This is a genomic window from Xanthomonas arboricola, assembly GCF_003353015.1.
Classification (GTDB): domain Bacteria; phylum Pseudomonadota; class Gammaproteobacteria; order Xanthomonadales; family Xanthomonadaceae; genus Xanthomonas; species Xanthomonas arboricola_E.
Genome location: NZ_QREM01000004.1, coordinates 26064 through 49700, shown reverse-complemented (window position 1 = coordinate 49700; position 23637 = coordinate 26064). Strand labels below are relative to the sequence as shown.

Genomic DNA, 23637 nt, shown 5'->3' with positions numbered 1-23637 from the left:
CATCAAACCTGTCTCGCATCCAGCGCGTCGAGCAGTGGCGAGTGCGCTGCACCTTCCACGACCCACGCCCTCAGGCCTCCCGGCAACTGCGCCATGGCCTGCTCTGCAGCAGTGCGCGTGGCGAACTCGACGAAACACCCGCTCCCTGACCCGGTCAAACGCGGCGTCCCGACCCTGGACAGCGCCTGGAACACTGCCTCGATGGCAGGTTCACGGCGCCGCAGGACCGGCTCGAACGCATTGTCGAGCAGAGAACCCGAAGCGAAGTCCGCTATTTTCGCGGGCGCAGCATCCCGCGTCAATTCCTGTGATTGAAACAGCACCGGCGTGGGGACGTGAACCCGCGGATCGACCAGCAGGTAGAACGCTGGCGGGAGACCGATCGGTGTCAGCTGCTCGCCGACACCCTCGGCCCAGGCATTGTGCCCGCGCACGAACACCGGCACGTCGGCACCCAGCCGCACGCCCAGCCCGGCCAGCGTATCGACCGGCAACGCCAGGCCCCACAAGGCGTTCAGCGCGACCAGCACGGTGGCGGCATCCGACGAGCCACCGCCGAAACCGCCGCCGGCGGGAATGCGCTTGTCGACCCGGATGTCGGCGCCGGCCCGCGTGCCCACGCTGGACTGCAGCAGGCGCGCGGCCCGGATCACCAGGTCATCGTCTTCCGCCACGCCGGGCGGGCTGTCGCCGATGCGCCGGATCAGGCCGTCATCGCGCAAACGAAGATGAATGGTGTCCCCCCAGTCCAGCAGCCGGAACACGGTCTGCAGCAGGTGGTAGCCGTCGGCACGGCGCCCGACGATCTGCAGGAACAGGTTGAGCTTGGCCGGCGCCGGCCATGCCGACCAGCCCGTCTCCACTGCAGACATCAGGGCGCCACCGTCCACTGGTCGACCAGCAGGCGCACCTTGGCCTCGCCGTTGCGGGCATCGATGCGCTGCGGCAGCTCGGGCTGGCCGGCGCCGGCCGGCGCCCAGGCGAGGAAATCGATCGTCCAGCCACCCTGCTGCACGGTACGCGGCCGCCCGGCCGCATCCAGATCCGCGCGTTCGGCACCCGCGTCGGCGATGCGCAGCGCGCGAACCCAGTCCGGCATCTGGTTGACCGGGATGGTCCAACCGGTCGCTTCCAGCAGCACCTGCTCGGCATCCGGGCCGCTGCGCGGGCCGCCGTCCAGCCCTTCCAGGCGTCCGGCGCCGCTGGTGGTGTCGCCGGTGAGCACCCAGCTCTGCCGGGTCACCGGCGCGCTGAGCTGCACGCGGTACTGCGTACCGTCCTGCTGCCAGTCGATGCGGCCGCTACCGCCATTGCTGCCCTTGCTGATCGCCACCCGGCCCTGGAACGACCAGGCCGGATGCGCCTGCAGCCAGGCCTGGCGTGCGGCTTCGGCCTGACGCGCGCGCTCGGACACCTGCTCGACTACTGCGGCACCGCCGCCCTGCCCGCGCGGCACGCTGACGCAGGCCGACAGCCCGACCAGCACCAGCCCACTCAGGGCCAGTGTTCGGATCGCCGTGCTCATAGGCCGAATTTTTCCACGGCGCGTTGCAGCGCGCGGTTGTCCGGGTCCAGACGCCGCGCTTCATCGAAGTAGCGCCGTGCCTCGTCCTGCTTGCCGCTGACCCACAGTACCTCGCCCACGTGCGCGGCGATTTCCGGGTCCTTGACCAGCGCCCAGGCGCGGCGCAGCTGCACCAGGGCCTCCTTGGTGCGGCCCATGCGGTACAGCACCCAGCCGTAGCTGTCGACGATGGCCGGGTTGTCCGGGTCGGCGGTGCGGGCGCGGTCGATCAGTGCCAATGCTTCCTTGTAGCGGGTGGTGCGGTCGGCCAGGGTGTAGCCCAGCGCATTCAGCGCCGCCACGTTTTCCGGTTCGGCGACCAGGATCTTGCGCAGATCGGCCTCGGCACGTGCGACATCGTCACGGCGCTCCCAGGCCAGGCCGCGGGCATACAGCAGCGCACCGTCGTCCGGATAGGCAGCCAGGCCGCGTTCGAAGGCGTCCAGTTCGCCCGGAGCATCGTCGGCGCGCTGGTGCAGCTCGGCTTCGAGCACGTAGGCGTCGCGCCGCGCGTCGTCGTCGGCGCTGGCATCGCCCTGCAATGCACGGGCCTCGGCCAGCGCCTCGGGCTTGCGACCCAACTCGTACAGCGCGCTGGCGGCACGCAGTCGTGCCTCGCTCAGCTGCGCGCCGCCGGGCACGCCGCGGTACCACTCCACTGCCTCGTCGTAGCGCTTGAGGAATTCGGCGATCTTGCCGAGCAGCAGGCGGCGGTCCGGGTCGGGCTTGGTGGCGTTGCTCTTGAGCTCGCCATAGAGCGCCTCCAATGCGGTGCGGTCCTTCTCTTTGGCGAGCATGGACGCGCGCAGCCCGTAGGTCTGGGTGTCCTGCGGCCCGGTCGACAGCACCCGTGCGGCGGCTTCGGTCTGGCCCATGGCGTCGTAGGCGAAGGCCAGTGCGCCGCGCAACTCGGAATCCTTGACCGCCTGCGGCTCGACATTCTTCAGCAGCGCCAGTGCCTCCTCGTTCTTGCCCTCCTGTTGCAGCTGGGTGGCGTGCAACAAGGCCACGCGCGGCTCCTCGGGGAAGCGACGCACCACTTCGTCGACGATGCGCTTGGCCAGCGCCGGGCGCTCCATGCGCAGCGCGAGCCGCCCAAATTCCTGCCAGACCTCGATCTGGTTGGGGATGGCGCCGGCCTTGACCAGGTCTTCGAGCACGTCGGCCGAGGCTTCCGGCTCGCGTCCGCCATTGGCCAGGGCGATCAGCGCGAAGCGCCAGCCGCGCGGATCGGGCTCCTTGAGCAGGCCGAGCAGGTCACGGCGCGCGGTCCGCAAGTCGTTGCGGCGCAGGGCCAGCGATGCCTCGGTACTGCGCATGGACATCGACGACGGTGCGCGGGCCCGCCACAACGCCAGCGCCTCGATCGCGCGCGGGTCGTCGTTGGCCAGCATGGCGATGCGGGCGGCGCGCTCGGCCAGCCCGGCATCGCCGGCCTCGGCCCTGGCGGCATCCAGATAGGCGCGCGCGGCCTCGTCCAACTGCCCGGCCTGCAAGGCAAATTCGCCGGCGAGCACCGGCTCCAGCGAGGTGGTGCCGGCACTGCCGGGCGGCGGCGCGGGCGGTGCTTTCTTGGGTGCTGCAGTGGCACTGGCGGAGACTGCGACCAGCAAAAGAACACACAGGATGCGAATCGGTACAGGCATCGGGGGCAACCGGGCCGTAAAATGGGGCCCTGAATGGCCGCCAGCTTATCGCAAGCAACTGAACAATGACGTTGTGGGTGCTCGGACTGAATCACCAGACCGCACCTGTGGACCTGCGCGAACGCGCGGCGTTCGCAGGTGACGCGCTGCCGCGCGCGCTCGAATCGCTGCGCGCGTTGCCGCAGGTGCGCGAGGCCGCGCTGCTGTCCACCTGCAACCGCACCGAGCTGTATGCGATGTCCGACGACCCGCACAGCCTGGTGACCTGGCTGGAGGCCCATGCGCCCGGCTTGAGCGGCTACCTGTATCAGCACCAGGAGGAAGCAGCGGTGCGCCACCTGTTCCGCGTCGCCACCGGACTGGACTCGATGGTGCTGGGCGAGCCGCAGATCCTGGGCCAGGTGAAGGATGCCTGGGCGGTGGCGCGTGCGCACGGCGCGCTGGGCAGCGGGCTGGACCGCCTGTTCCAGCAGACCTTCTCGGTGGCCAAGCGCGCACGCACCGATACCCGCGTCGGCGCCAATCCGGTGTCGGTGGCCTCCACCGCGGTGCGGCTGGCACAGGAATCCTTCGCGCGGCTCAACGAATCCACCGTGCTGCTGATCGGCGCGGGCGAAACCATCGAGCTGGCCGCCAAGCATCTGAGCGAAGGCCGCGTGCGCCGGCTGTTGATCGCCAATCGCACGCTGGCGCATGCGCAGACGCTGGCCAGCCAGCACGGCGGTTACGCCCTGCCGCTGACCGATCTGGACCGCCATCTGGCCGAGGCCGACGTGGTGTTCTCGGCCACCGCTGCGCGCGAGCCGATCGTGATGCGGGCGCAGGTGGAACAGGCGCTGCGCGCGCGCAAACGCAAGCCGATGCTGCTGTTCGACCTGGCCGTGCCGCGCGATATCGACGCCTCGGTGGCCGAGCTGGGCGATGCCTACCTGTACACGGTGGACGATCTGGAACGGGCGGTGGAAGACAACCGCCGTGGCCGCCGGGAAGCCGCCGACCAGGCCGAGGCCATCATCGACCTGCAGGTGGCGCGCTATGTCGAGACGGTGCAGGCCAATGCGCGCCAGGCGCCGCTCAAGCGCCTGCGCGCGTTCGGCGACAGCACCCGCGACGAACTGCTGGCCAAGGCGCGCCAGCAGTTGCACAACGGCAAGCCGGCCGACGAAGTGCTGGAGCAGCTGGCACATGCGTTGACCAACCGGCTGCTGCATCCGCCCACTGCCGCGCTGCGCGAGGCCGCGCTCAGCAACGACCTGGAATTGACCAGCGCGGCCGACCGGCTGTTCCCGGAAAAGCCGGGTTACCAACATCCCCCTGTAACCACCCCGATCGTGAGGACCGATGACGCCGACCCTGCGCCGTAAGCTCGAAGCGCTGGCCGAGCGCCGCGAAGAACTGCAGCACCTGCTCTCCGACCCCGATGTGGTCAACAACAACGACAGGTTCCGCGCGCTGTCGCGCGAACTGTCGCAGCTGGAGCCGGTGGCGGTGGCGCTGGAAGACGAAGCGCGTGCCAAGGCCGACCTGGGCGCGGCCGAAGCCATGCGCAACGATCCGGAAATGCGCGAGCTGGCCGAAGAGGAGATCGCCGCCGCACAGGCACGCCTGGAAGAACTGGATGCGCAACTGGCGTTGCTGCTGGTGCCGCGCGACCCGCGCGACGACGGCAACCTGTTCCTGGAAGTACGCGCCGGCACCGGCGGCGACGAGGCGGCGATCTTTGCCGGCGACCTGTTCCGCATGTACGCGCGCTATGCCGAGCGCCAGGGCTGGAAGGTCGAAATCGAATCCGACAGCCCCGGCGAGCACGGCGGCTACAAGGAAGTGGTGGCACGGGTGGTCGGACGCGGTGCGTATTCGCGCCTGAAGTTCGAATCCGGCACCCATCGCGTGCAGCGCGTGCCGGCGACCGAATCGCAGGGCCGCATCCACACCTCGGCGGCCACGGTGGCGATCATTCCCGAAGCCGACGACGTGGAAGAGATCGTGATCAACCCGGCGGACCTGAAGGTGGACACCTTCCGCTCCTCCGGCGCCGGCGGCCAGCACGTCAACAAGACCGAATCGGCGATCCGCATCACCCACGTGCCCAGCGGCGTGGTGGTGGAATGCCAGACCGAGCGCAGCCAGCACGCCAACCGCGACAAGGCGATGAAGCGGCTGAAGGCGCAACTGGTGGAAGCAGAGCGCAGCAAGGCCGCCGCCGCCGAAGCGCAGACGCGCAAGTTGCAGGTCGGCAGTGGCGACCGCAGCCAGCGCATCCGCACCTACAGCTTCCCGCAGGGACGTATCACCGACCACCGCGTGGAAGGCCTGACGCTGTACGACCTGCCCAACATCATCGAAGGCGATCTGGATGCACTGATCGCACGCCTGCTGCACGAGCATCAGGCCGACGAACTGGCACGGTTGAGCGACAGCCCGTGAGTGCGCAGGTCCCGCGCGAGCTGCTGCAGCTGCGCGAGGCGGTGCGGCGCCAGCCGGGCGATTTCATTGCCTGGCTGATGCTGGCCGATGCCGAACTCGGCATGGGCGCAATCGTTGCGGGCGAGGCCGCGGTGCAACGCGCGCTCGCGTTGCAACCGGGCCACCCGGAAGCGCTGGCCCGGCTGGGCCGGGTGCGCTGGACGCAGCAACGGCATGCCGAGGCGACAGCCTTGCTGCAGCAGGCGTCGGACCTGGTACCGCAGCATCCGGGCATCGCATTATGGCTTGGGCATGCACTGGAAGATGCGGGCCAGGCCGAGGCTGCCGCAACCGCGTATACGCGTGCGCATCAGTTGTTGCCCGACGAGCCGTACATCGCCGCGCAACTGCTCAACTGGCGACGCCGGTTGTGCGATTGGCGCGGGCTGGATGCACTTGCTGCGCAGGTGCGCAGTGCCGTGGCGCAGGGTGAGGCTGCGGTGGAACCGTTCGCCTTCCTGAGCGAGGACGCCAGCGCGGCCGAACAGCTGGCCTGTGCACGGACGCGTGCGCAGGCCGTCGCCGCAATGCTGCGCCCGCTGGCGCCGGTCGCCGTGCGCGGCCAGGGCACGTTGCGGCTCGGCTTCGTTTCCAACGGGTTTGGCGCGCATCCCACCGGCTTGCTGACGGTGGCGTTGTTCGAAGCGCTGAAGCGCCGGCAGCCGACGCTGCAACTGCATCTGTTCGCCACCAGCCACGACGACCGCAGCGCGATCCGCGCGCGCCTGGCGCAGGCCACCACGCTGCACGACGTCACCGCGCTCGGGCACCTGGCCACCGCGCAGCACATCCGCGACCAGGGTATCGACCTGCTGTTCGACCTGCGCGGCTGGGGCGGCGGCGGACGCCCGGAAGTGTTCGCACTGCGGCCGGCGCCGCTGCAGCTCAACTGGCTGGCCTATCCGGGCACGTCGGGTGCGCCGTGGATGGACTACGTGCTGGGCGATGCATTTGCGCTGCCGCCGTCGCTGGAGCCGTTCTACCGCGAGCGCGTGCTGCGCCTGAACGGTGCGTTCCAGCCCTCGGATACCTCGCGCGTGCTTGCCGAACCACCGTCGCGGGCGCAGTGCGGCCTGCCCGAGCATGGCGTGGTGCTGTGCTGCTTCAACAACAGCTACAAGCTCAATCCACGCAGCATGACGCGCATGCTGGCGGTGTTGCGCGCGGTGCCGGGCAGCGTGCTGTGGCTGTTGTCCGGGCCGGGCGAGGCAGACGCGCGCCTGCGGGCGGTGGCGCAGGCGCAAGGCGTGGATGCGCAGCGCCTGGTGTTCATGCCGAAGCTGCCGCACGCGCAGTACCTGGCGCGCTACCGGCATGCCGACCTGTTTCTGGATACGCATCCGTACAACGCGCACACCACCGCTTCGGATGCGCTATGGGCCGGTTGCCCGGTGCTGACGACGCCCGGCGAGACGTTTGCCGCGCGAGTGGCCGGGAGCCTGAATCATCATCTGGGGCTGGATGAAATGAACGTGGCCGACGACGCCGCATTTGTGGCCAAGGCGGTGGCGTTGGCGCGTGATCCAGCCGCGTCGAGTGCGTTGCGGGAGCGGGTGGCGGCGCGTCGGCGAGCGTCCGGCGTGTTCGATATGGATGGGTTTGCCGACGGGTTCGCCGACCTGATGCAGGCACTCGCGCGCCAACATGGTTGGCCAGGTAACTAGCGGTCTGCTTGCCTTTCCAAGGAAGATGGCTGTCTTCTGCTGTACCCCACAACTCCCGCTCCGTGCCCCGGCCCGCGCCTGCGGCGCGGGCGCTCCAAGGCACGCGCGCCCAGCTGTGCCACCTCGCCGCTGCGGGAGAGGTGCTTAAAAGCGTCATTGCATTTCTTCGAGACCTTTTCAGGTCATGGAAACAACGTGCAGAGCGGCAGCGTGGCCGGGGATTGGCGGAGAGCGGCACAGGGATGTGCCGAGCCGAGGAGCCGATCTCCGGCCGCGCTGCCGCCCTCACCGAAGCGAGTACCGACAGGCGTCTTGCTTCGCCGTACCCTCACCCCAACCCCTCTCCCGGCGGGAGAGGGGCTTCAAGCAGCGCTTCATTAGCGTGCTCAAGCTTTTCAGACCATGGAAACAACGCGCCGAGCGGCAGCGTGGCCGGGGATTGGCCGAGAGCGGCACACGGATGTGCCGCGGTGGCGCGTCAGACAGGATGCCTGCCGAGCCGAGGAGCCGATCCCCGGCCGCGCTGCCGCCCTCACCGAAGCCGGCAACTGAAAGATGGCGCTGGATCCGCCCTCGCCTCTCTCGGACGTATCGGCTTCGCGCGAGCTGTCAGCCATGTCTCACCCGCGTTGGGGACCACCCGCCTGCAACCAACCTCGTGCGGCTTCACGCCGTGGTGCTGTACCCGGCCGTCGCGGCTCGCTAGGCTTGGGGCATGCCCTCCACTCTCGACTTCATTCCCTTGCACCTGTGCGTACTGACGGTGTCCGACAGCCGCACGCTGGCCGATGACCGCTCCGGCGACTATCTGGTCGAGGCCCTGACGCACGACGGTCACCTGCTGCACGAACGTGCCCTGTGCCCGGACGACCGTTACCGCATGCGCGCGATCGTCTCTGCGTGGATCGCCGATGCGCAGGTCGACGGCATCCTGATCACCGGCGGCACCGGCTTCACCGGCCGTGACAGCACGCCGGAGGCGATCACGCCACTGCTGGACAAGACCATGCCCGGTTTCGGCGAATTGTTCCGCGCAGTCAGCGTCGACGAAATCGGCACCTCCTCGCTGCAGTCGCGCGCGTTTGCGGGGCTGGCCAACCACAGCTTCGTGTTCTGCCTGCCCGGCTCCACCTCGGCCTGCCGCACGGCCTGGGAAAAGATCGTGCGTGCGCAGCTGGATGCGCGCACCAGGCCCTGCAATCTGGCGACATTGCGTCCACGTCTGGGCGAATAGCCTGCGCGCTTCATCGCTGACGGAACGCGCATGTCGCACCTGAAACGCAAGGCCTACAAGAAACTGCTGGCACCGCTGCAGCTGGAGCTGGTCGCGATGGCGCGCTGGCTGCGCCACACCAACCAGCGCGCGCTGGTGCTGGTGGAGGGCCGCGACACCGCCGGCAAGGGTGGCGTGATCCAGGCCATTGCCAGCCATCTGAACCCGCGCCAGTGCCGGGTGGTGGCATTGCCGACACCCAACGATCGCGAAAGCACGCAATGGTATTTCCAGCGCTATGTGGCGCACCTGCCGGCGGCCGGCGAATTGGTGCTGATGGATCGCAGCTGGTACAACCGCGCCGGCGTCGAACGGGTGATGGGCTATTGCACCGACGCCCAGTACGACGCGTTCCTGGAGCAGGCGCCGCGTTTCGAACAACTGCTGGTCGACGACGGCATCCTGCTGTTCAAGTACTGGCTGTGCGTGGATCAGGCCGAGCAGGAACAGCGCTTTGCCGAACGCCAGGAAGATCCGCTCAAGGGCTGGAAGCTGTCGCCGGTGGACCTGCAGTCACGCAGCAAGTACGAGGACTACACCGCCGCGCGCGAGCGCATGCTCGAGGCGACGCATACGCCGCACGCGCCGTGGACGCTGGTGGATTTCAACGACCAGAAGCGCGGGCGATTGAGCCTGATCCGCAACCTGCTGGATCGGCTCCCGGACACCGCGGTGCCCGATGACACCTTGCAGCTGCCGCCACTGGACGGCAAGCCGCACAAGGAACGTTACGGCGTGCTGGAACCGATCGACGATTACGCCGGCCAGTCCTGAGAGACCTCGTCGCTGGCGGCGGTGGCGCGCGGCAAGGGGTACAGGCCGGCCTGGCGTTCGGCCTGCTCGGCCTGCAGCACCAGCTGGCTCAGGCGCTGACTGAACAGCTGCATGAACCCGCGGTGCAGCGGGCGCATCGCTTCGATGTAATCGACGTCGTCGGCCTGCTGGCCGAGCGGGCTGCAGGACGACAGCAGCACTTCGTCCAGGCGCAGCGCGCTGTCGGGCAGACGCACCAGCGCGGCGCGGCGCAGCCAGTCGCGCATGCCCTGGCGGTACTCGGCGGCCAGGATGTAGGCCACTTCGACCTGATCCAGGTCCACGTCCGGGTTCCATGCCAGCACCTGGATGACCTGCGAGCGCTCGTCCAGCATGCGGCTTTCGGCCACCAGGCCATGCAGCTGCTGCAACAGACGCCACTGCACGCCGGCAGCCTCGCGCTGCGGGGCCGGCATGGTCTCGATCGCCAGCGCCAGGCGGCGTGCGAACAGCGCCGGCACCTCGGCCAGGACGATCGGGCCGGCATCGGCGCCGAGTAGGAAACGTTCGGTGCGCAGCGTGGCGGTGTCGGGCAGGTAGCCGTCCTGCAGCGGGCGCATCACGCCGTGGTCGAGCAGCGACAGCACCACGTCCAGCCAGTAGCGACGCTCCTGTTGCAGCGCGCGGTTGGCGCTGGCGTTTTGCCAGGCCGGACGGAGATCATCCAGACGCGCGATGCAGGCCTGGGCATCCAGGGTGTCCCAGGGCGCACGGGTGGCGTCGTTGGGATCGAAATTCTCCACGCTGAGCATGCCGCCGCCGAAACGGTGCCAGGCTGCGCCGCGCTGGGTGTCGGCAGGATCGGGGCGGGACGCCGTCATCGGCGCAGCGGCGGCCGGGCGCAGCAGGGCGGCATAGGCGTCGGCCCAGGAATCGGGCAGACGCGCCGACAGCGGGTAGCTGGCCGCGGACGGGCCCAGGCCGTGACGTGCAAGCTTCAGGCTCCACAGCACTGCACCGATCGCGATGCCGCCGAAGATCCAGCCCAGCAGCCAGCTGGTGGCCGCCTGCCCGGGCTGCAGCACACGGGTCTGCGGCTGCAGGAACAACAACCAGCCGCTGCCCGCCACGACGCCCAGGTACAGCCAGGGTGCCAGCTGCGCCAGGCGGCGGTTGCGATGGTGGGCAGGCGGTTCGTGCCCGTCGGTGTGATCTTGAGATGGAGCGGCCATACATTCCCCCTGCGCGCCTGATCGCGCTGACAAGGTTATCGGCGATGTCGCGCAAGTCTGTTGGCCTGCGCCGGCGGCGGCGACTCAGCCAGTTACACATTCTTCAGTCGGCGGCAGCGCGCAAGGCGTGCGTGTCACCGCTGCGACCCTGGCCGCCGGCGGGCCTTGCCATAACCAGGTCTCCAGTGCGTCCAGGGCGGCGTCGGTCCCGGCAGCGACCACCTCCACACTGCCGTCGGGCAGGTTGCGCGCATGTCCACGCAGGCCCAGCGCGACCGCACGCTCGCGGGTGGCCGCGCGGAACCACACGCCCTGCACCACGCCGGTGACGAGGAAGCGCGCCGCCTGCATCAGCCGGCCTTGCCGGTGATGCCGACCGCCGTTTCGATGTCGCGCGCGGTGACCGGGCCGAGGAACTGCTTGGCGACCTTGCCGTCCGGCCCGATCAGATACGTCATCGGCAATCCGCGCGGCGTGGCGAAGTCCTGGGGCGGCTGGTAGGGGTCGAGGACGGCGATCGGGTACGACACCGGGTGGTCCTTCAGGAACGCCTGCATGTCGGCGCTGCTGATGTCTTCATAGGCCAGGCCCACCACTTCGATGGTGTCGCGCATGGTGTGCAGCGCCGACAGCTCGGGCATTTCCTTCAGGCACGGCGCGCACCAGGTGGCCCAGAAATTGACCACCACCCACTTGCCGCGATGCGCAGCCAGGTCGTAGGCCTCACCGGTCACGGTCGGCAGCGACAGCCTGGGCATCTCGGCGGTCTGCTGCACCACCGAGGTATCGGTTGCGCTGGCCGGGTCGGCGGCGGCGGGTTTTTCCGACGTCTGCGCAGTGGTCGCAGGCGCCGCACCGCCAGCGGCGGGCGTGCCCTCGCTGGCGGGCTTGCAGGCGGTCAGCAACAACAGCGGCAACAGCAGCGCACAGGCGCCGCGCACAAGGCGCACGGTCATGACGGGTCTCCGGGAAGATGGGTGTAGAGGTCGCCGACCGGTTGCGCCAGCACGCTGCGCAAGGGTTGACGCAGTTGTTCCAGCGCAGCCGCCGCAGCCTGGCCGTAGGCATCGTCGCGGCACGGCAGGGGGCGGTCTTCGATCGGCACGCGCAGCTGGCAGCTTTCGTACAGTTCGGCCAGCGGCACCACGTCCAGATCGCGCGCCAGCAGCCATTGGCCGCGCTCGTCGCGGCGCAGCAGGCGGATGCGTTTGAGTTCGCACAGCAACTCCTGCATCAGCGTGTCGGTGAGCATCGGCTCCAGGACCAGGATGCGGTCTTCGTCCAGCCCGTCGCCGTGGATGCGCGCCTGGCGGAAACGGCCGAGCAGGCGCAGCAAGCCGTAGATCTCGAAGCCCGGCGGCAGCCGCATCGCTTCGGGCTGGTAGCGGAATGCCGCCATCGAGGATGCCAGCGAGGCGCCCAGCAATACCGATACCCAGCTCAGGTAGATCCACAACAGCAGGATCGGCAGTGCCGACAGTGCGCCGTAGATGCGCTGATAGGTCTGGAAGTTGCCAAGATAGAAGCCGAAGCCCCATTTGACGATTTCCATCAGGATCACCGCCAGCAACGCGCCCGGCAACGCATGCCGCAGGCGCACCGCATGCTGCGGCACCACCCGGTAGATCAGCACGATGCAGACGAATTCCACCGCCATCGGCGCCAGCCGCCAGGCGAATTCGGCCAGCCACTGGCCTTCGGTGGTGCGGAACAGCGGCAGCGCGAACACGTAGGCGGCCATCGCCATCGAGGCGGCGGCCAGCATCGTGCCCAGGGTCAGCACCGTCCAGTAGATCAGGAAGCGCGTCACCTTCGGCCGTGCGGCGGCCACCCGCCAGATGCTGTTGAAGGTCTGCTCGATGCTGTGCAGGGTGATCAGCAGCGAGGCCACCAGCGCGATCATGCCGGCCACGGTGAACTTGCCCAGATCTTCCAGCGAACGATTGAGGTAGTTCTGCACCGAGCGCGCCGCGCCGGGCACGAAGTTGTTGAAGATGAAGTCGGTCAGCGCGTCCTTCCATTCGTTGAAGGCCGGAAACGCCGACAGCACCCCGAACACCACGATCGCCAGCGGCACCAGCGCAAACACCGTGGTGTAGGCGAGCGAGGCGGCGGCCTGGAACAGGCGGTCATCGAGAAAGCGATGCCACAGGAAGCGCCCGAAGCTCACCGTCCGCGCGCGGTCGCGCAGCCGTTCTTTCCATTGGTGGAGTTTGTTCACACGCGACATCGCGCAAGGGTACCCGATGCGCCGTCATCGCGGCCTTGTCGCAGCCGCAGCGTGCAGCCAGGCAGTGGCTTGGCCGATACTGCGGCAACTCACACAGGCGGTGGATGCGCGATGGCGGAGATTCTGGTGCTGTATTACAGCCGTGGCGGTTCGGTGGCGCGGCTGGCGCGGCAGATCGCGCGCGGCATCGGCGAAGTGCCCGGCATGAGTGCGCGGCTGCGCACGGTACCACCGGTGGCGGCGGTGACCCAGGCCAGCGCCCCGCCGGTGCCGGACGAGGGCGCGCCGTATGTGGACAAGGCCGACCTGGCCGAGTGCAGCGGGCTGCTGCTGGGCAGCCCGACCCGCTTCGGCAACATGGCCGCGCCGATGAAGCATTTTCTCGACAGCCTGGGCGCCGAGTGGGCCAGCGGCACCCTGGCCGGCAAGCCGGCAGGCGTGTTCACCTCCACCGCCTCGATGCACGGCGGCCAGGAATCCACCCTGCTGTCGATGCACCTGCCGCTGCTGCACCACGGCTGCCTGATCGTCGGCATCCCGTTCACCGAGCCGGCGCTCAGCCACACCACCAGCGGCGGTACCCCCTACGGCGCCAGCCATGTCTCCGGCGCCGGCGGCGACCCGCAACCGAGCGAGGACGAAGCGCTGCTGGCGCGTGCGCTGGGCCGCCGGGTGGCCGACATCGCCCGTCGCCTGGCCAGCCCATGAGCCTGCGCGCCACGCATTGGCTGCTGACTGCCGCGCTGCTCGCGCTGACGGTGTTGTTCGTGGCCTGGTTCCACGACGACCGCCACCGCACCGCGGCACTGCTGGTGTTTGCACTGCCGCCGGCGCTGATGGCGGCGCTGGCGCTGCGCAGCGCGCGGGCGCGTTTCTGGGCTGGCGTGTTCGCGCTGGGCTGGTTCAGTCACGGCGTGATGGCCGCCTGGAGCCAGCCGCAGGCGCGTGGGCTGGCGTGGCTGGAAGTGCTGCTGGCCCTGCTGGTGGTGGCATTGGTGGGTGGCCCCGGGATGGCGGCGCGCTTCGGCCGCCCTCGCCCTCCCCGCTGAGCGGCTTGGGCAGCGCGCGCGCCGGGGTCGTATCATGACGGCCCTCGCGCGGCCTGCACCGCGCCCGTTTGAAGGACTGGCAGCAATGGAAGACCTCCTGATCGTCACCACCGGTGGCACGATCGACAAGATCTACTTCGACGACAAATCGGACTACCAGATCGGCGACCCGCAGATCGGCCAGATCCTCAAGGAACTGGGCGTGACCTTCCGCTTCTCGGTGATTCCGATCATCCGCAAGGATTCGCTGCACATCACCGATGCCGACCGCGAACTGGTGCGCGCCACCATCGCCGCCCAGCCGACGCGCCATGTGCTGATCACCCACGGCACCGATTCGATGGTGGAAACCGGCAAGGTGCTGCAGTCGATCGCCGACAAGACCATCGTGATGACCGGCGCGCTCAATCCGGCGCGCTTTCGCGGCTCCGATGCCGAGTTCAACATCGGCTGCGCGGTCGGCGCGGTGCAGTCGCTGCCGGCCGGCGTGTACATCGCCATGAACGGGCGCATCTGGAATCCGGAAAAGGTGCGCAAGAACGTCGCCGCCAACCGCTTCGAGTCGCTCTGAGGCCATGAGCAGGGCCACCCGCGCAACCAGGGCCCTGGATGCCGCCGGTGTGGCCTATGTGTTGCACCCCTACGTGTACCAGGCCGATGCGGACGCCAAGGGCGTGCAGGCGGCAACTGCCCTGGGGCTGGCGCCGCACACGGTGCTGAAGACGCTGATGGCCTGGGTCGACGAGCAGGCCGTGTGCGTGGTGATCCCGTGCGATCGCCGGGTGTCGCTGAAGAAACTGGCCAGTGCCTGCCACGGCAAGTCGGCGCGCCTGATGGAGGTGGCCGATGCCGAGCGTCGCACCGGCTACAAGGTCGGCGGCATCAGCCCGCTCGGGCAACAACGCCAGGCGCCGGTGCTGATCGAAGCCAGCGCACTGGATGCCCCGTCGCTGTGGGTCAACGCCGGGCAACGCGGCTTGCTGCTGGAATTGCCGGGCGACGGCATCGTCGCCGCCCTGCAGGCGCGGCCCTGCAGCGTCTGCGACTAGACGCAGCGATCCCTGCGCCGCGTGCGTGCCGGCTGGCGCCGGCCAGCCCTTGCACATGCACGAAGTACCTTTCGCTTGCGGCAGAGATCACGCACGTCCCGGGAAACATGGGTGGTTCGCCTTCGCCGGCGCTGCGTGCCGACGCGAGATCGCGCACAAAGGCCGGGCGCAGCCCTGCACCCATCGGCACAGGACTACGTGCGCGCTCAGTACGCGGCTATCAGCGTGACCGCCGAAAATGCCAGCGTGGCCTTGAGCCGCACGTAATACACCCCTGCCGCAGGCGCGGTCAGCGTGCAGCTGTCGGCGTTGCCCACCACCGCGGTACGGCAGCTGTAGGCGGTATCGCTGGGCACTGCGCCGGCGCGCAGCGACAGATCGGCATTGCCGCTGCCCCCGCTGAGTGCCACCCGCAGGCTGCGCGTGCCCGCGGGCACATTGACCTGGTAATACAGCGAACCACCGGTCGTCGCAGCCAGGCCGCTGCGCGCGGCATTGCTGGCCAGGGTGGTCGAGGCGATCACCGCAGCCACCGCACCATCGGCATTGACCAGCCCTGCCCCGCAACCCTGCGGACAGGCCACCGGCACTGCACGCGCAGTGCTCTTGAGCATGGCTTCGACGCTGGCCGCACTGAGCGGATTGAGCGCCACCGACTGCATCAACGCCACCACGCCGGCCACGTGCGGTGCCGCCATCGAGGTGCCGCTGTAGACCGCGTAGCCGGGAGTGCCCGCCGCGCTGGTGCCGCTGTTGAGCGTGGACAGAATCGCCTGGCCGGGAGCGGCGATATCCACGCCCTGGCCGAAGTTGGAAAAACTGGCCCTGGCCCCGGCCGAGGTGGTCGCCGCCACCACGATCACGTTCGGGCAATTGGCCGGCACGCTGTTGGAGACATCGACATTGCTGTTGCCGGCGGCCACCACCACGCTGGTACCGCGTGACACCGCGCTGGCGATCGCAGTGCTCAAGGTGGTCGAACAGCTGCCGATGCCGCCCAGCGACAGGTTGATCACCCTGGCCGGGGTCGGATTGGCCGGCACACCGGACACCGTGCCGCCGGACGCCCACACGATCGCATCGGCGATATCGGACAAATAGCCGCCGCAACGGCCCAGCACGCGCACCGGCAGCACCTTGGCATTGAATGCCACGCCCGCGGTGCCGGCTGCATTGTTGGCGGCGGCCGCGACGATGCCGGCCACATGGGTGCCATGCCAGCTGGAGCTGGACGCGCTGGCACCGCTGCCGCAGTCGTTGGCCGCGGCCCAGTCGCCCACATCGGCGGCGTTGGCGTCGCGGGCGTTGCCGTCACGGGCGATGAAGGCGTCGCTGATGAAGTCGTAGCCGGCCAGTACAGTGGCCGACAGCTCCGGATGCGTGGTGACGCCGGTATCGATCACCGCCACCACCGCGCCCTTGCCGGTCGTCTTGTCCCAGGCCGGCCGCACGTTGATCCCGGCGTTCGTGGTGCCCAGCGCCCATTGTTCGGACAGGCGGGTGTCGTTGGGCACCAGCATCGGACGCAGCAGCATGTCCACTTCCACGCGCTTGACCGACGGGTCGGCCGCCAGACGCCGCATCAGTGTTTCCGCATCGACCCGATCCAGCGCGCGGTCGGCCACCAGCAGTTGCGGTCCGACGCCCAGCCAGCGCGACGACGACAGGCCCAGGGCACGTCCGCGCCGCGCCGGCACCGCGCTGGCGATCTCGCGCAGCGAGCCGCTCGGACGCCCGCCCCGGTTGCCGGCGCTGCTGTCCTTGTAGCTGACGATGAAACGCTGATGGGCCGACGCCGACCCCAGCCCCTGCAGGCTGACATCGCCGGCGAACGCAGGCGCCGTGCCGCACAGCAGTGCGCAAGCCAGCGCGACATGGCGCAAGCCCTTAAATGATAGATGGTGCATGGATCGCCCCCTCCCCAGGATGTCGTGGTGCAGACGCAGGCACAGCTGTGCCGCTTCGCATCGTGGTGAGGCGCGCCGACTGGCGTCGCTGCCCACCTGCCCACGCTATCGACCCGGTACCGGCGGACCTGAGCCGGGATCGCCGGCCAGGCGTGGCGAACCACGGGATTGGTTAAGGCGGCGCGTGAACGGCAGATGCCGGCGGCGACCGGACTTGCGCCCATCGGCCCTCCGCGCACCGCCCCACAAACGCCATTGCCCCGCGTTTCGGCGGGGCAATGGGGGATCGAGCGTGCTGCAGCCACACCGCATCACGCAGACCGAGACGGTGCCGACGGCCCGGCCGACGGCACCGCGCGGGCCTTACGGGGTCTGGCTGACCGCACCGGCCGCATTGACGATGCCGGCACCGCAACCGCCCGAGCAGGCGCCCGGCAGCGGACGCGCGGTGTTCTTCAACAGGGTTTCCACCGCCGCCGGGGTCAACGGACGGCTGGCCGCCGACTGCACCAGCGCCACCACGCCGGCCACGTGCGGGGCCGCCATCGAGGTACCGTTGAAGGAAGCGTAGCTGGCGCTGCCCGGTGTGGTGGTACCGCTGTTGAGCGTGGACAGGATCGCCGAACCGGGGCCGGAGATGTCGATGGTGCTGCCGAAGTTGGAGAAGCTCGAACGCGCACCGGCCGAGGTGATCGACGCCACCGAGATCACGTTGGCGCAGCTGGCCGGGGTGAAGTTGGCCACGTTGGCATTGCTGTTGCCGGCTGCCACCACCACCGTGGTGCCGCGCGACACCGCGCCGTTGATGGCGTTCTGGTAGGTGCTGGAACAGGTGCCGTTGCCACCCAGCGACATGTTGATCACCTCGGCCGGGTTGGCGTTGGCCGGCACCCCGGACACGGTACCGCCGGACGCCCAGACGATCGCATCGGCGATGTCGGAGGTGGCCCCGCCGCACAGGCCCAGCGCGCGGATCGGCACGATGCGCGCATTGAATGCGGTGCCGGCCACGCCGGTGCTGTTGTTGGTGACCGCGGCGATGGTGCCGGCCACGTGGGTGCCGTGCCAGCTGGAGTTGGCCGCTGGCACACCGGAGCCGCATTGGTTGGCAGCGCGCCAGTCGCCCTGGTCGGCCGGATTGTTGTCGCGACCGTTGTTGTCACGCGCACGCGCCGCATCGCTGATGAAGTCGTAGCCCGGCAGCACGTTGGCATTGAGGTCCGGATGGCTGGTGATGCCGGTATCGATCACCGCCACGACCACGCCGGTGCCGGTGGCGGTATCCCAGGCCGGCCGCACGTTGATGCTCGAGGCGGTGGTGCCGAAGCCCCACTGCTCGGACAGACGGGTGTCATTGGGGGTCAGCGTCGGGTACATGATCTGGTCGACTTCCACGTACTCCACGCTCGGGTCGGCGGCGATCCGGCGCATCAGCGTCTCGGCCTCGGCACGGTCCAGGCCACGGTCGGTCTTGAGCACTTCCGACCCCAGCGCGGTGCGACGCACGTGATTCAGCCCCAGCGCACGGCCGGCGCGGGCCGGCACGGCGGTGGCAACCGACTTGAGCGACGCGCGCATCGAGGTGGGGCTCACCGCGGCGCTGGAACCGTCCCTGTACTTGACGATGAAGCGATCCAGGCTGGGCTGCGAATCCAGCCCGGAAAGATTGACCTGACCGGCAAACGCCGGCACCGCCAGCAGCGAGGTCAGCGCGGACACACCCAGGACCACCAGCGCGCGCGTGGGCGCACGACGTTGCGACACATTGGACATCGATCGTTCCTTATTTGAGAGATACCGCAGTTGCGGCGAGATGGCCGAACCGTCCCCGCGTGCTGCGGATCGGGTCGGGCAGTGCACGGGCGCATGCGCCCGGCGAGACGACTGACCGATGTCCATTCCGGTCGAGCGGCAACGCATCACCGCCGCCTGCCGATGCGGCAGGCCTGGGCAATACGTCGCTGATGGGGTGAAGCCGTTGTGCTGCGGCGGATCGGCACTGCCCGGCCATGGCCAGGCAGTGCCGACGTGCCTCAGTAGCTGGCGCGCAAGGTCACGCCGGAGAAGGTGCTGTACGCCTTGACCCGCACGTAGTACGTGCCCGACGGCGCACTGATGCTGCAGGTCTCGGCATTGCCGCTGCGGTACGGGCGGCAGGTGTAGGTGGTGTCGGTCGGCGCACTGCCGGCACGCACGTACAGGTCTGCATCGCCGCTGCCGCCGCTGATCGCCACGGTCAGCGTGCCGCTCCCGGCCGGCACCGCGATGGTGTAGTTCAGTTCCGCACCGGTGGCCGCGCCCAGCCCGGTGACCGGCGTGCCGTTGCTCAGGGTGTTGCCGGTGCCGCCACCGCCGCCGCCATTGCTACCACTGATGGCGGCGGTCACCGCCGCATCGGCATTGACGATGCCGGCGCCGCAGCCGCCCGAGCAGGCGCCCGGCAGGGCACGCGCGGTGTTCTTCAACAGGGTTTCCACGGCTGCCGGGGTGAGTGCGCTCGGCGCGACCGACTGCACCAGCGCGACCACGCCGGCCACATGCGGCGCCGCCATCGAGGTGCCGTTGTAGGACGCGTAGCTGGCACTGCCCGGGGTGGTGGTGCCGCTGTTGAGCGTGGACAGGATCGCCGAGCCCGGTGCCGACACATCGATCCCGGTGCCGAAGTTGGAATAGCTGGCCTTGGCGCCGGACGAGGTGGTGGCTGCCACGGCGATCACGTTGGCGCAGTTGGCCGGCAGCGAACCGGACACGTTGGCGGAATCGTTGCCCGCCGCCACCACCACCGTGGTGCCGCGCGAGACCGCACCGCTGATCGCGTTCTGCATGGTGGCCGAGCAGGTGCCGCCGCCACCGAGCGACATGTTGATCACTTCGGCCGGGTTGGCATTGGCCGGCACGCCGCTGACGCTGCCGCCGGAGGCCCAGACGATGGCATCGGAGATGTCCGACAGCGAGCCGCCGCACTTGCCGAGGACGCGCAGCGGCACGACCTTGGCGTTGTAGGCAGTGCCCGCCACGCCGGTGGTGTTGTTGGTCACTGCGGCCACCGTGCCGGCCACATGGGTGCCGTGCCAGCTGGAAGTGGCGGCGGGAATGCCGGTGCCGCATTCGTTGGCCGCGTACCAGTCGCCCTCGTCGGCGGGATTGCTGTCGCGTCCGTTGCCATCGCGCGCCGTGTCGGCATCGCTGATGAAGTCATAGCCCGGCAGGAGGTTGGCGTTGAGATCGGCATGGGAAGTGATGCCGGTATCGATCACGGCCACCACCACGTTGGCGCCGGTGGCCTTGTCCCAGGCCGGGCGGATATTGAGCCCGGCATTGGTGGTGCCGAAGGCCCACTGCTCGGACAGGCGGGCATCGTTCGGGGTCAACGTGGCATGCAGGATCTGGTCGACCTCCACGCTCTGCACGTTGGGGTCGGACGCCAGCTGGCGCATCAGGGTTTCGGCTTCGGCGCGGTCGAGTGCGCGGTCGGTCCTGACCAGCTCCGGCCCCAGCGCCAGGCGGCGCACCGGGTTCAGGCCCAGCGCCTTGCCGGCCTTGGCCGGAACGGCGCGCGCGGCGGTGCGCAGCGAGGTACTCAACGCGGTTGGGCTGGCCAGCGCGGTGCTGCCGTCCTTGTAGGTCACGATGAATTTCTGATGGGTCTGGGCGGTGGCCAGGCCGTCCAGATACACCTCGCCGGCAAAGGCCGGGGTTGCCAGCAGCAACGAGGTCAGCGCAGCTGCGCTCAGGACGGTGAGTGCACGGGGGCACTTGCGGAAAGACTCGTTCGACATCGAATTCCCTTCTAGATCAAAGAGAACCGCCGTAGCGGTGATAGCCGGTGCCGCCTTCCATAGGTCAGCACCGAGGTCCCTGGATCGATCCCCTGTTACCGATCCGTTCAGCGAACCTACCCCACTACAACCAAACTGGACAATAAGGATTTCGCACTTTCGATAAGTTGAATATCAGATTTGTGACACCGTGCGGCACCGTTCAGTCAATTGACGACATCTCCGGACACGCGTTGCCATGCCTGTGCTGCACTGCGCGCAAAAAAAAAGGCCCCTGCGCGACTGCGCAGGGGCCTTTTTTGACGCGATATACCGACTCAGGACAGACGCACCAGCCAACCATGGCGGTCCGGGACGCGCCCGTACTGGATGTCGGTCAGTTCCTGGCGCAGCGACATGGTCACCTCGCCGGCCGGGGCGGACAGATCGCCCACCGCAAAGCCATCGCCCTTCAGCTCGCCGATCGGGGTGACCACGGCCGCGGTGCCGCAGGCGAACACCTCGGTGATCTCGCCCGACGCCACGCCCTGCTTCCACTCGTCGATGGCGACCTTGCGCTCGATCACCTGCATGCCGCGGTCGCGCGCCAGCTGCAGGATGCTGTCGCGGGTGATGCCTTCCAGGATGCTGCCGGACAGTTCCGGCGTCACCAGCGTGCCGTCCTTGTAGACCAGGAACACGTTCATGCCGCCCAGCTCTTCGATGTACCTGCCTTCGACCGGGTCCAGGAACAGCACCTGCGAGCAGCCCTGTGCATAGGCCTTCTGCTGCGGCAGCAGCGAGGCGGCATAGTTGCCGCCACACTTGGCCGCACCGGTGCCGCCCTTGGCCGCACGTGCATACTCGGTGGACAACCAGATCGACACCGGCGCCACGCCCTTGGCGAAATACGGACCGGCGGGACTGGCGATGACGTAGTAGGAGGCCTTGTGCGCGGCACGCACGCCCAGGAAGGCCTCGTCGGCGATCATGAACGGGCGGAAATACAGGCTGGTTTCCGGTGCCGACGGGACCCAGCCGGCATCCACCGCCACCAGCTGGCGCAGCGATTCGACGAACAGGTCGACCGGCAGTTCCGGCAACGCCAGCCGGCGCGCCGAGCGCTGCAGGCGCTCGCCGTTGGCCTGCGGGCGGAAGGTCCAGATCGAACCGTCGGCATGCCGGTAGGCCTTGATGCCTTCGAAGATCTCCTGGCCGTAATGCAGCACCGAGGCGGCCGGGTCCAGCTGCAGCGGGCCGTACGCGCGCACCTGCGCGTCGTGCCAACCGAGCTCGTTGGTCCAGGAAATGGCGACCATGTGGTCGGTGAAATGCAGCCCGAAGCCGGGCGCGGCCAGGATCACGGACAGTTCGTCGGCACTGCGCGGCGACGGGGAACGGGTGGAAGCGAAGGACACGGACACCGGAAGATTCCTGTATGGCGGGCGAAAGGACGCGGCGCCATCTCTTGGACATGGCGCCTGACGATCAGAGCATGCCGGTCTCGAGACGGGCCGCTTCGGACATCATATGCCGGCCCCACGGCGGGTCGAAGACCAGCTCGACGTCGGCCTCGGCAATGGTCGGGATCATCTCCACCTTGCTGCGCACATCGTCGACCAGGATCTCGCCCATGCCGCAACCGGGCGCGGTGAGGGTCATCTTGACGTCCACCCGGCGCTGGTCGTCCTCTTCGCGGTGGCTGACCACCGCCTCGTAGACCAGGCCCAGGTCGACGATGTTGAACGGGATCTCGGGGTCGAAGCAGGTGCGCAACTGCTGCCACACCAGGGCTTCCACCTCTTCGTCGCTGGCGTTGTCGGGCAGCTCCAGCCCCGGCGGGGCCTCCTTGCCGATCGCATCGCCATCCTTGCCGGCAATGCGGAACAGGTTGCCTTCGACAAAGACGGTATAGCTGCCACCCAGCGCCTGGGTGATATAGCCGTAACTGCCTGCGGGCAGGGTCACCGAATCGCCCTGCGGCACCATGACGGCATCGCAATCGCGTTCGAACTGGACGGGTTCGCTGCTACGGGAATACATGGGCTGGATATGGGGCCGCGGCGGGTGCGCGCAAGTCCGCCATTCTAGCCGACCACGGCAGGGCCGCTGCCGGTTGCGGGATGGAGCCAGCGACGACGCTGCATTCCATCGGCGCGCCCATCACCGCGCAAAGCACGCCGCGCGCCTTATCATGTGCGCACTGTCAGGAGCTCCAATGCCGCCCACCACCGCGTCCGCCAGAACCGTCCACTGGCTCTGGCCCCCGCTCCTGCTGCTGGGATGCGTCACCGCCCTGATCGCCTGGATGCTGATCGCGCTCGCGGTCGGCAACCAGGCCGGCTGGATGGCGGTACTGACGGCCCTGGAAATCGTCTGGATGCTGCGCCTGGGCACACTGGGCGCCGGCCCGTTGCGCACCGGCATTGCGATCGTGGCGACCGCGCTGATCATCGTCGGCGCCAACTGGGGCATCGCCTCGGCGCACCTGGGTGGCGCACTGGGCCTGGATCCGTGGACCTCGGCGCAGAAGATGGGCACCGGGCTGGCCTGGACCCTGCTGCAATTGGCCAACAACGGCTTCGACCTGCTGTGCTACGTCGCCGCACTGGTCCTGGCGTGGTGGGCGGCGCGCTGAGCCACGCGCGTTTTGTTGCAATCGCCGGCGCACAGATGCGTTGAAGCCGGCGTCCGCGCAGCTTCAGGCAACGCTACTGCCACGGGGTGCTGTGCGCTTGGTTGCGCTGACCCAGCGATGCATGGAGAGCTGTGCGATTTGGCTGCAGGGCGCTTTGGCTTGGCTGCAGGGCGCTTTGGCTTGGCTGCAGGGCGCTTTGGCTTGGCTGCAGGGCCCTTGCCCGGCCACCATCGCGGGACACGCCGCAAGTACGTCCATGTAGGCTCCGGCGCGGCATCCATGCCGCTCAGGGTCCCGCGACGGTGAGCGGGCANGCCGCAAGTACGTCCATGTAGGCTCCGGCGCGGCATCCATGCCGCTCAGGGTCCCGCGACGGTGAGCGGGCAAGGACCCGTCGAGAGGGGCGGT

Annotated in this window: 22 protein-coding genes; 10 read left to right on the top strand and 12 right to left on the bottom strand. The window is 68.8% G+C overall.

The genetic code is table 11. The features are described 5' to 3' along the window. Positions 1–2: 2 nt before the first annotated feature. From ispE to C0541_RS03305, 3 genes are read right to left on the bottom strand one after another with little or no spacing between them, the layout of a single operon-like run. Entirely contained in the window at positions 3–890 is an 888-nt protein-coding gene (gene ispE, locus C0541_RS03315) for a 4-(cytidine 5'-diphospho)-2-C-methyl-D-erythritol kinase (RefSeq protein WP_429001328.1), read from the bottom strand. Then, positions 872–1525 (bottom strand): lipoprotein insertase outer membrane protein LolB, encoded by a 654-nt coding sequence (gene lolB / locus C0541_RS03310; RefSeq protein ID WP_115045727.1) that lies wholly within the window; start codon positions 1523–1525, stop codon positions 872–874. The genes ispE and lolB overlap by 19 nt, the downstream gene beginning before the upstream one ends. Further along, positions 1522–3210: a tetratricopeptide repeat protein gene (locus C0541_RS03305; RefSeq protein WP_115045725.1), complete on the bottom strand. Its 1689-nt coding sequence runs from the start codon at positions 3208–3210 to the stop codon at positions 1522–1524. Before C0541_RS03305 ends, lolB begins: the two co-directional genes overlap by 4 nt. A gap of 65 nt (positions 3211–3275) precedes the next feature. Between C0541_RS03305 and hemA the strand changes: the two genes are divergently transcribed. The 5 genes from hemA (at position 3276) to ppk2 (ending at position 9387) form a co-directional block, all read left to right on the top strand. Then, complete coding sequence (gene hemA, locus C0541_RS03300) at positions 3276–4574, top strand: glutamyl-tRNA reductase (protein WP_115045724.1); 1299 nt, start codon at positions 3276–3278, stop codon at positions 4572–4574. After that, positions 4552–5637 carry a peptide chain release factor 1 gene (prfA, locus tag C0541_RS03295; RefSeq protein ID WP_115045723.1) on the top strand — a complete coding sequence of 362 codons (1086 nt, stop codon included), beginning with the start codon at positions 4552–4554 and terminating at the stop codon, positions 5635–5637. Before hemA ends, prfA begins: the two co-directional genes overlap by 23 nt. Continuing rightward, positions 5634–7340, top strand: coding sequence for a tetratricopeptide repeat protein (locus C0541_RS03290; RefSeq protein ID WP_115045722.1), 1707 nt, complete (start codon positions 5634–5636; stop codon positions 7338–7340). Before prfA ends, C0541_RS03290 begins: the two co-directional genes overlap by 4 nt. 715 nt (positions 7341–8055) lie before the next feature. Next, positions 8056–8574 (top strand): molybdenum cofactor biosynthesis protein B, encoded by a 519-nt coding sequence (gene moaB / locus C0541_RS03285; RefSeq protein ID WP_115045721.1) that lies wholly within the window; start codon positions 8056–8058, stop codon positions 8572–8574. 30 nt (positions 8575–8604) lie between these two features. Further along, positions 8605–9387, top strand: coding sequence for a polyphosphate kinase 2 (gene ppk2 / locus C0541_RS03280; protein ID WP_115045720.1), 783 nt, complete (start codon positions 8605–8607; stop codon positions 9385–9387). Here the strand turns inward: ppk2 and C0541_RS03275 are convergent. The 4 genes from C0541_RS03275 to C0541_RS03260 all read right to left on the bottom strand — a co-directional run bounded on the left by C0541_RS03275 (position 9369) and on the right by C0541_RS03260 (position 12828). Further along, positions 9369–10598 (bottom strand): hypothetical protein, encoded by a 1230-nt coding sequence (locus C0541_RS03275; RefSeq protein WP_115045719.1) that lies wholly within the window; start codon positions 10596–10598, stop codon positions 9369–9371. The genes ppk2 and C0541_RS03275 overlap by 19 nt on opposite strands. An 84-nt stretch (positions 10599–10682) precedes the next feature. Further along, on the bottom strand, positions 10683–10949 hold the full coding sequence (locus C0541_RS03270) for an acylphosphatase (RefSeq protein WP_115045718.1): 267 nt from the start codon (positions 10947–10949) through the stop codon (positions 10683–10685). After that, positions 10949–11554 carry a TlpA family protein disulfide reductase gene (locus tag C0541_RS03265; RefSeq protein WP_115045717.1) on the bottom strand — a complete coding sequence of 202 codons (606 nt, stop codon included), beginning with the start codon at positions 11552–11554 and terminating at the stop codon, positions 10949–10951. The genes C0541_RS03270 and C0541_RS03265 overlap by 1 nt, the downstream gene beginning before the upstream one ends. Then, on the bottom strand, positions 11551–12828 hold the full coding sequence (locus C0541_RS03260; RefSeq protein WP_115045716.1) for a YihY family inner membrane protein: 1278 nt from the start codon (positions 12826–12828) through the stop codon (positions 11551–11553). Before C0541_RS03260 ends, C0541_RS03265 begins: the two co-directional genes overlap by 4 nt. 111 nt (positions 12829–12939) lie before the next feature. Here C0541_RS03260 and wrbA point away from each other — a divergent pair, with 111 nt between their 5' ends. The 4 genes from wrbA to ybaK all read left to right on the top strand — a co-directional run bounded on the left by wrbA (position 12940) and on the right by ybaK (position 14926). Continuing rightward, positions 12940–13536 (top strand): NAD(P)H:quinone oxidoreductase, encoded by a 597-nt coding sequence (gene wrbA, locus C0541_RS03255; protein ID WP_115045715.1) that lies wholly within the window; start codon positions 12940–12942, stop codon positions 13534–13536. Further along, positions 13533–13877: a DUF2069 domain-containing protein gene (locus C0541_RS03250; protein ID WP_115045714.1), complete on the top strand. Its 345-nt coding sequence runs from the start codon at positions 13533–13535 to the stop codon at positions 13875–13877. The genes wrbA and C0541_RS03250 overlap by 4 nt, the downstream gene beginning before the upstream one ends. An 85-nt stretch (positions 13878–13962) precedes the next feature. After that, the gene (locus C0541_RS03245; protein WP_016900703.1) at positions 13963–14448 is read left to right on the top strand and encodes an asparaginase domain-containing protein; all 486 of its coding nucleotides are present in this window, start codon (positions 13963–13965) and stop codon (positions 14446–14448) included. Positions 14449–14452: 4 nt separating this feature from the next. Then, entirely contained in the window at positions 14453–14926 is a 474-nt protein-coding gene (gene ybaK, locus C0541_RS03240; RefSeq protein ID WP_115045713.1) for a Cys-tRNA(Pro) deacylase, read from the top strand. Positions 14927–15132: 206 nt separating this feature from the next. On the opposite strand, the gene C0541_RS03235 is transcribed toward ybaK, so the two are convergent. From C0541_RS03235 to sufT, 5 genes are all read right to left on the bottom strand, one after another. Further along, positions 15133–16833 carry a S8 family peptidase gene (locus tag C0541_RS03235; protein WP_115045712.1) on the bottom strand — a complete coding sequence of 567 codons (1701 nt, stop codon included), beginning with the start codon at positions 16831–16833 and terminating at the stop codon, positions 15133–15135. A 363-nt stretch (positions 16834–17196) separates the two neighbouring features. Then, complete coding sequence (locus tag C0541_RS03230) at positions 17197–18606, bottom strand: S8 family peptidase (protein ID WP_115045711.1); 1410 nt, start codon at positions 18604–18606, stop codon at positions 17197–17199. A 260-nt stretch (positions 18607–18866) separates the two neighbouring features. After that, on the bottom strand, positions 18867–20612 hold the full coding sequence (locus C0541_RS03225; RefSeq protein WP_115045710.1) for a S8 family peptidase: 1746 nt from the start codon (positions 20610–20612) through the stop codon (positions 18867–18869). A gap of 317 nt (positions 20613–20929) precedes the next feature. Next, positions 20930–22015 (bottom strand): branched-chain amino acid aminotransferase, encoded by a 1086-nt coding sequence (locus tag C0541_RS03220; RefSeq protein WP_104582243.1) that lies wholly within the window; start codon positions 22013–22015, stop codon positions 20930–20932. Positions 22016–22079: 64 nt separating this feature from the next. Next, positions 22080–22634 (bottom strand): putative Fe-S cluster assembly protein SufT, encoded by a 555-nt coding sequence (gene sufT / locus C0541_RS03215; RefSeq protein WP_029219190.1) that lies wholly within the window; start codon positions 22632–22634, stop codon positions 22080–22082. A gap of 175 nt (positions 22635–22809) precedes the next feature. On the opposite strand from sufT, the gene C0541_RS03210 reads away from it, so the two are divergent. After that, the gene (locus tag C0541_RS03210) at positions 22810–23229 is read left to right on the top strand and encodes a hypothetical protein (protein WP_115045709.1); all 420 of its coding nucleotides are present in this window, start codon (positions 22810–22812) and stop codon (positions 23227–23229) included. Positions 23230–23637 lie beyond the last annotated feature (408 nt).

Excerpts from the sequence above, each read along its gene's own strand:
- moaB (WP_115045721.1), top strand. The coding sequence starts at position 8,056 with ATGCCCTCCACTCTCGACTTCATTCCCTTGCACCTGTGCGTACTGACG.
- C0541_RS03245 (WP_016900703.1), top strand. The coding sequence starts at position 13,963 with ATGGAAGACCTCCTGATCGTCACCACCGGTGGCACGATCGACAAGATC.
- hemA (WP_115045724.1), top strand. The coding sequence starts at position 3,276 with ATGACGTTGTGGGTGCTCGGACTGAATCACCAGACCGCACCTGTGGAC.
- C0541_RS03275 (WP_115045719.1), bottom strand. The coding sequence starts at position 10,598 with ATGGCCGCTCCATCTCAAGATCACACCGACGGGCACGAACCGCCTGCC.
- C0541_RS03225 (WP_115045710.1), bottom strand. The coding sequence starts at position 20,612 with ATGTCGAACGAGTCTTTCCGCAAGTGCCCCCGTGCACTCACCGTCCTG.
- ppk2 (WP_115045720.1), top strand. The coding sequence starts at position 8,605 with ATGTCGCACCTGAAACGCAAGGCCTACAAGAAACTGCTGGCACCGCTG.
- C0541_RS03235 (WP_115045712.1), bottom strand. The coding sequence starts at position 16,833 with ATGCACCATCTATCATTTAAGGGCTTGCGCCATGTCGCGCTGGCTTGC.
- C0541_RS03230 (WP_115045711.1), bottom strand. The coding sequence starts at position 18,606 with ATGTCCAATGTGTCGCAACGTCGTGCGCCCACGCGCGCGCTGGTGGTC.
- C0541_RS03305 (WP_115045725.1), bottom strand. The coding sequence starts at position 3,210 with ATGCCTGTACCGATTCGCATCCTGTGTGTTCTTTTGCTGGTCGCAGTC.
- C0541_RS03265 (WP_115045717.1), bottom strand. The coding sequence starts at position 11,554 with ATGACCGTGCGCCTTGTGCGCGGCGCCTGTGCGCTGCTGTTGCCGCTG.
- C0541_RS03260 (WP_115045716.1), bottom strand. The coding sequence starts at position 12,828 with ATGTCGCGTGTGAACAAACTCCACCAATGGAAAGAACGGCTGCGCGAC.
- ybaK (WP_115045713.1), top strand. The coding sequence starts at position 14,453 with ATGAGCAGGGCCACCCGCGCAACCAGGGCCCTGGATGCCGCCGGTGTG.
- sufT (WP_029219190.1), bottom strand. The coding sequence starts at position 22,634 with ATGTATTCCCGTAGCAGCGAACCCGTCCAGTTCGAACGCGATTGCGAT.
- C0541_RS03210 (WP_115045709.1), top strand. The coding sequence starts at position 22,810 with ATGCCGCCCACCACCGCGTCCGCCAGAACCGTCCACTGGCTCTGGCCC.
- C0541_RS03270 (WP_115045718.1), bottom strand. The coding sequence starts at position 10,949 with ATGCAGGCGGCGCGCTTCCTCGTCACCGGCGTGGTGCAGGGCGTGTGG.
- prfA (WP_115045723.1), top strand. The coding sequence starts at position 4,552 with ATGACGCCGACCCTGCGCCGTAAGCTCGAAGCGCTGGCCGAGCGCCGC.
- C0541_RS03250 (WP_115045714.1), top strand. The coding sequence starts at position 13,533 with ATGAGCCTGCGCGCCACGCATTGGCTGCTGACTGCCGCGCTGCTCGCG.
- lolB (WP_115045727.1), bottom strand. The coding sequence starts at position 1,525 with ATGAGCACGGCGATCCGAACACTGGCCCTGAGTGGGCTGGTGCTGGTC.
- wrbA (WP_115045715.1), top strand. The coding sequence starts at position 12,940 with ATGGCGGAGATTCTGGTGCTGTATTACAGCCGTGGCGGTTCGGTGGCG.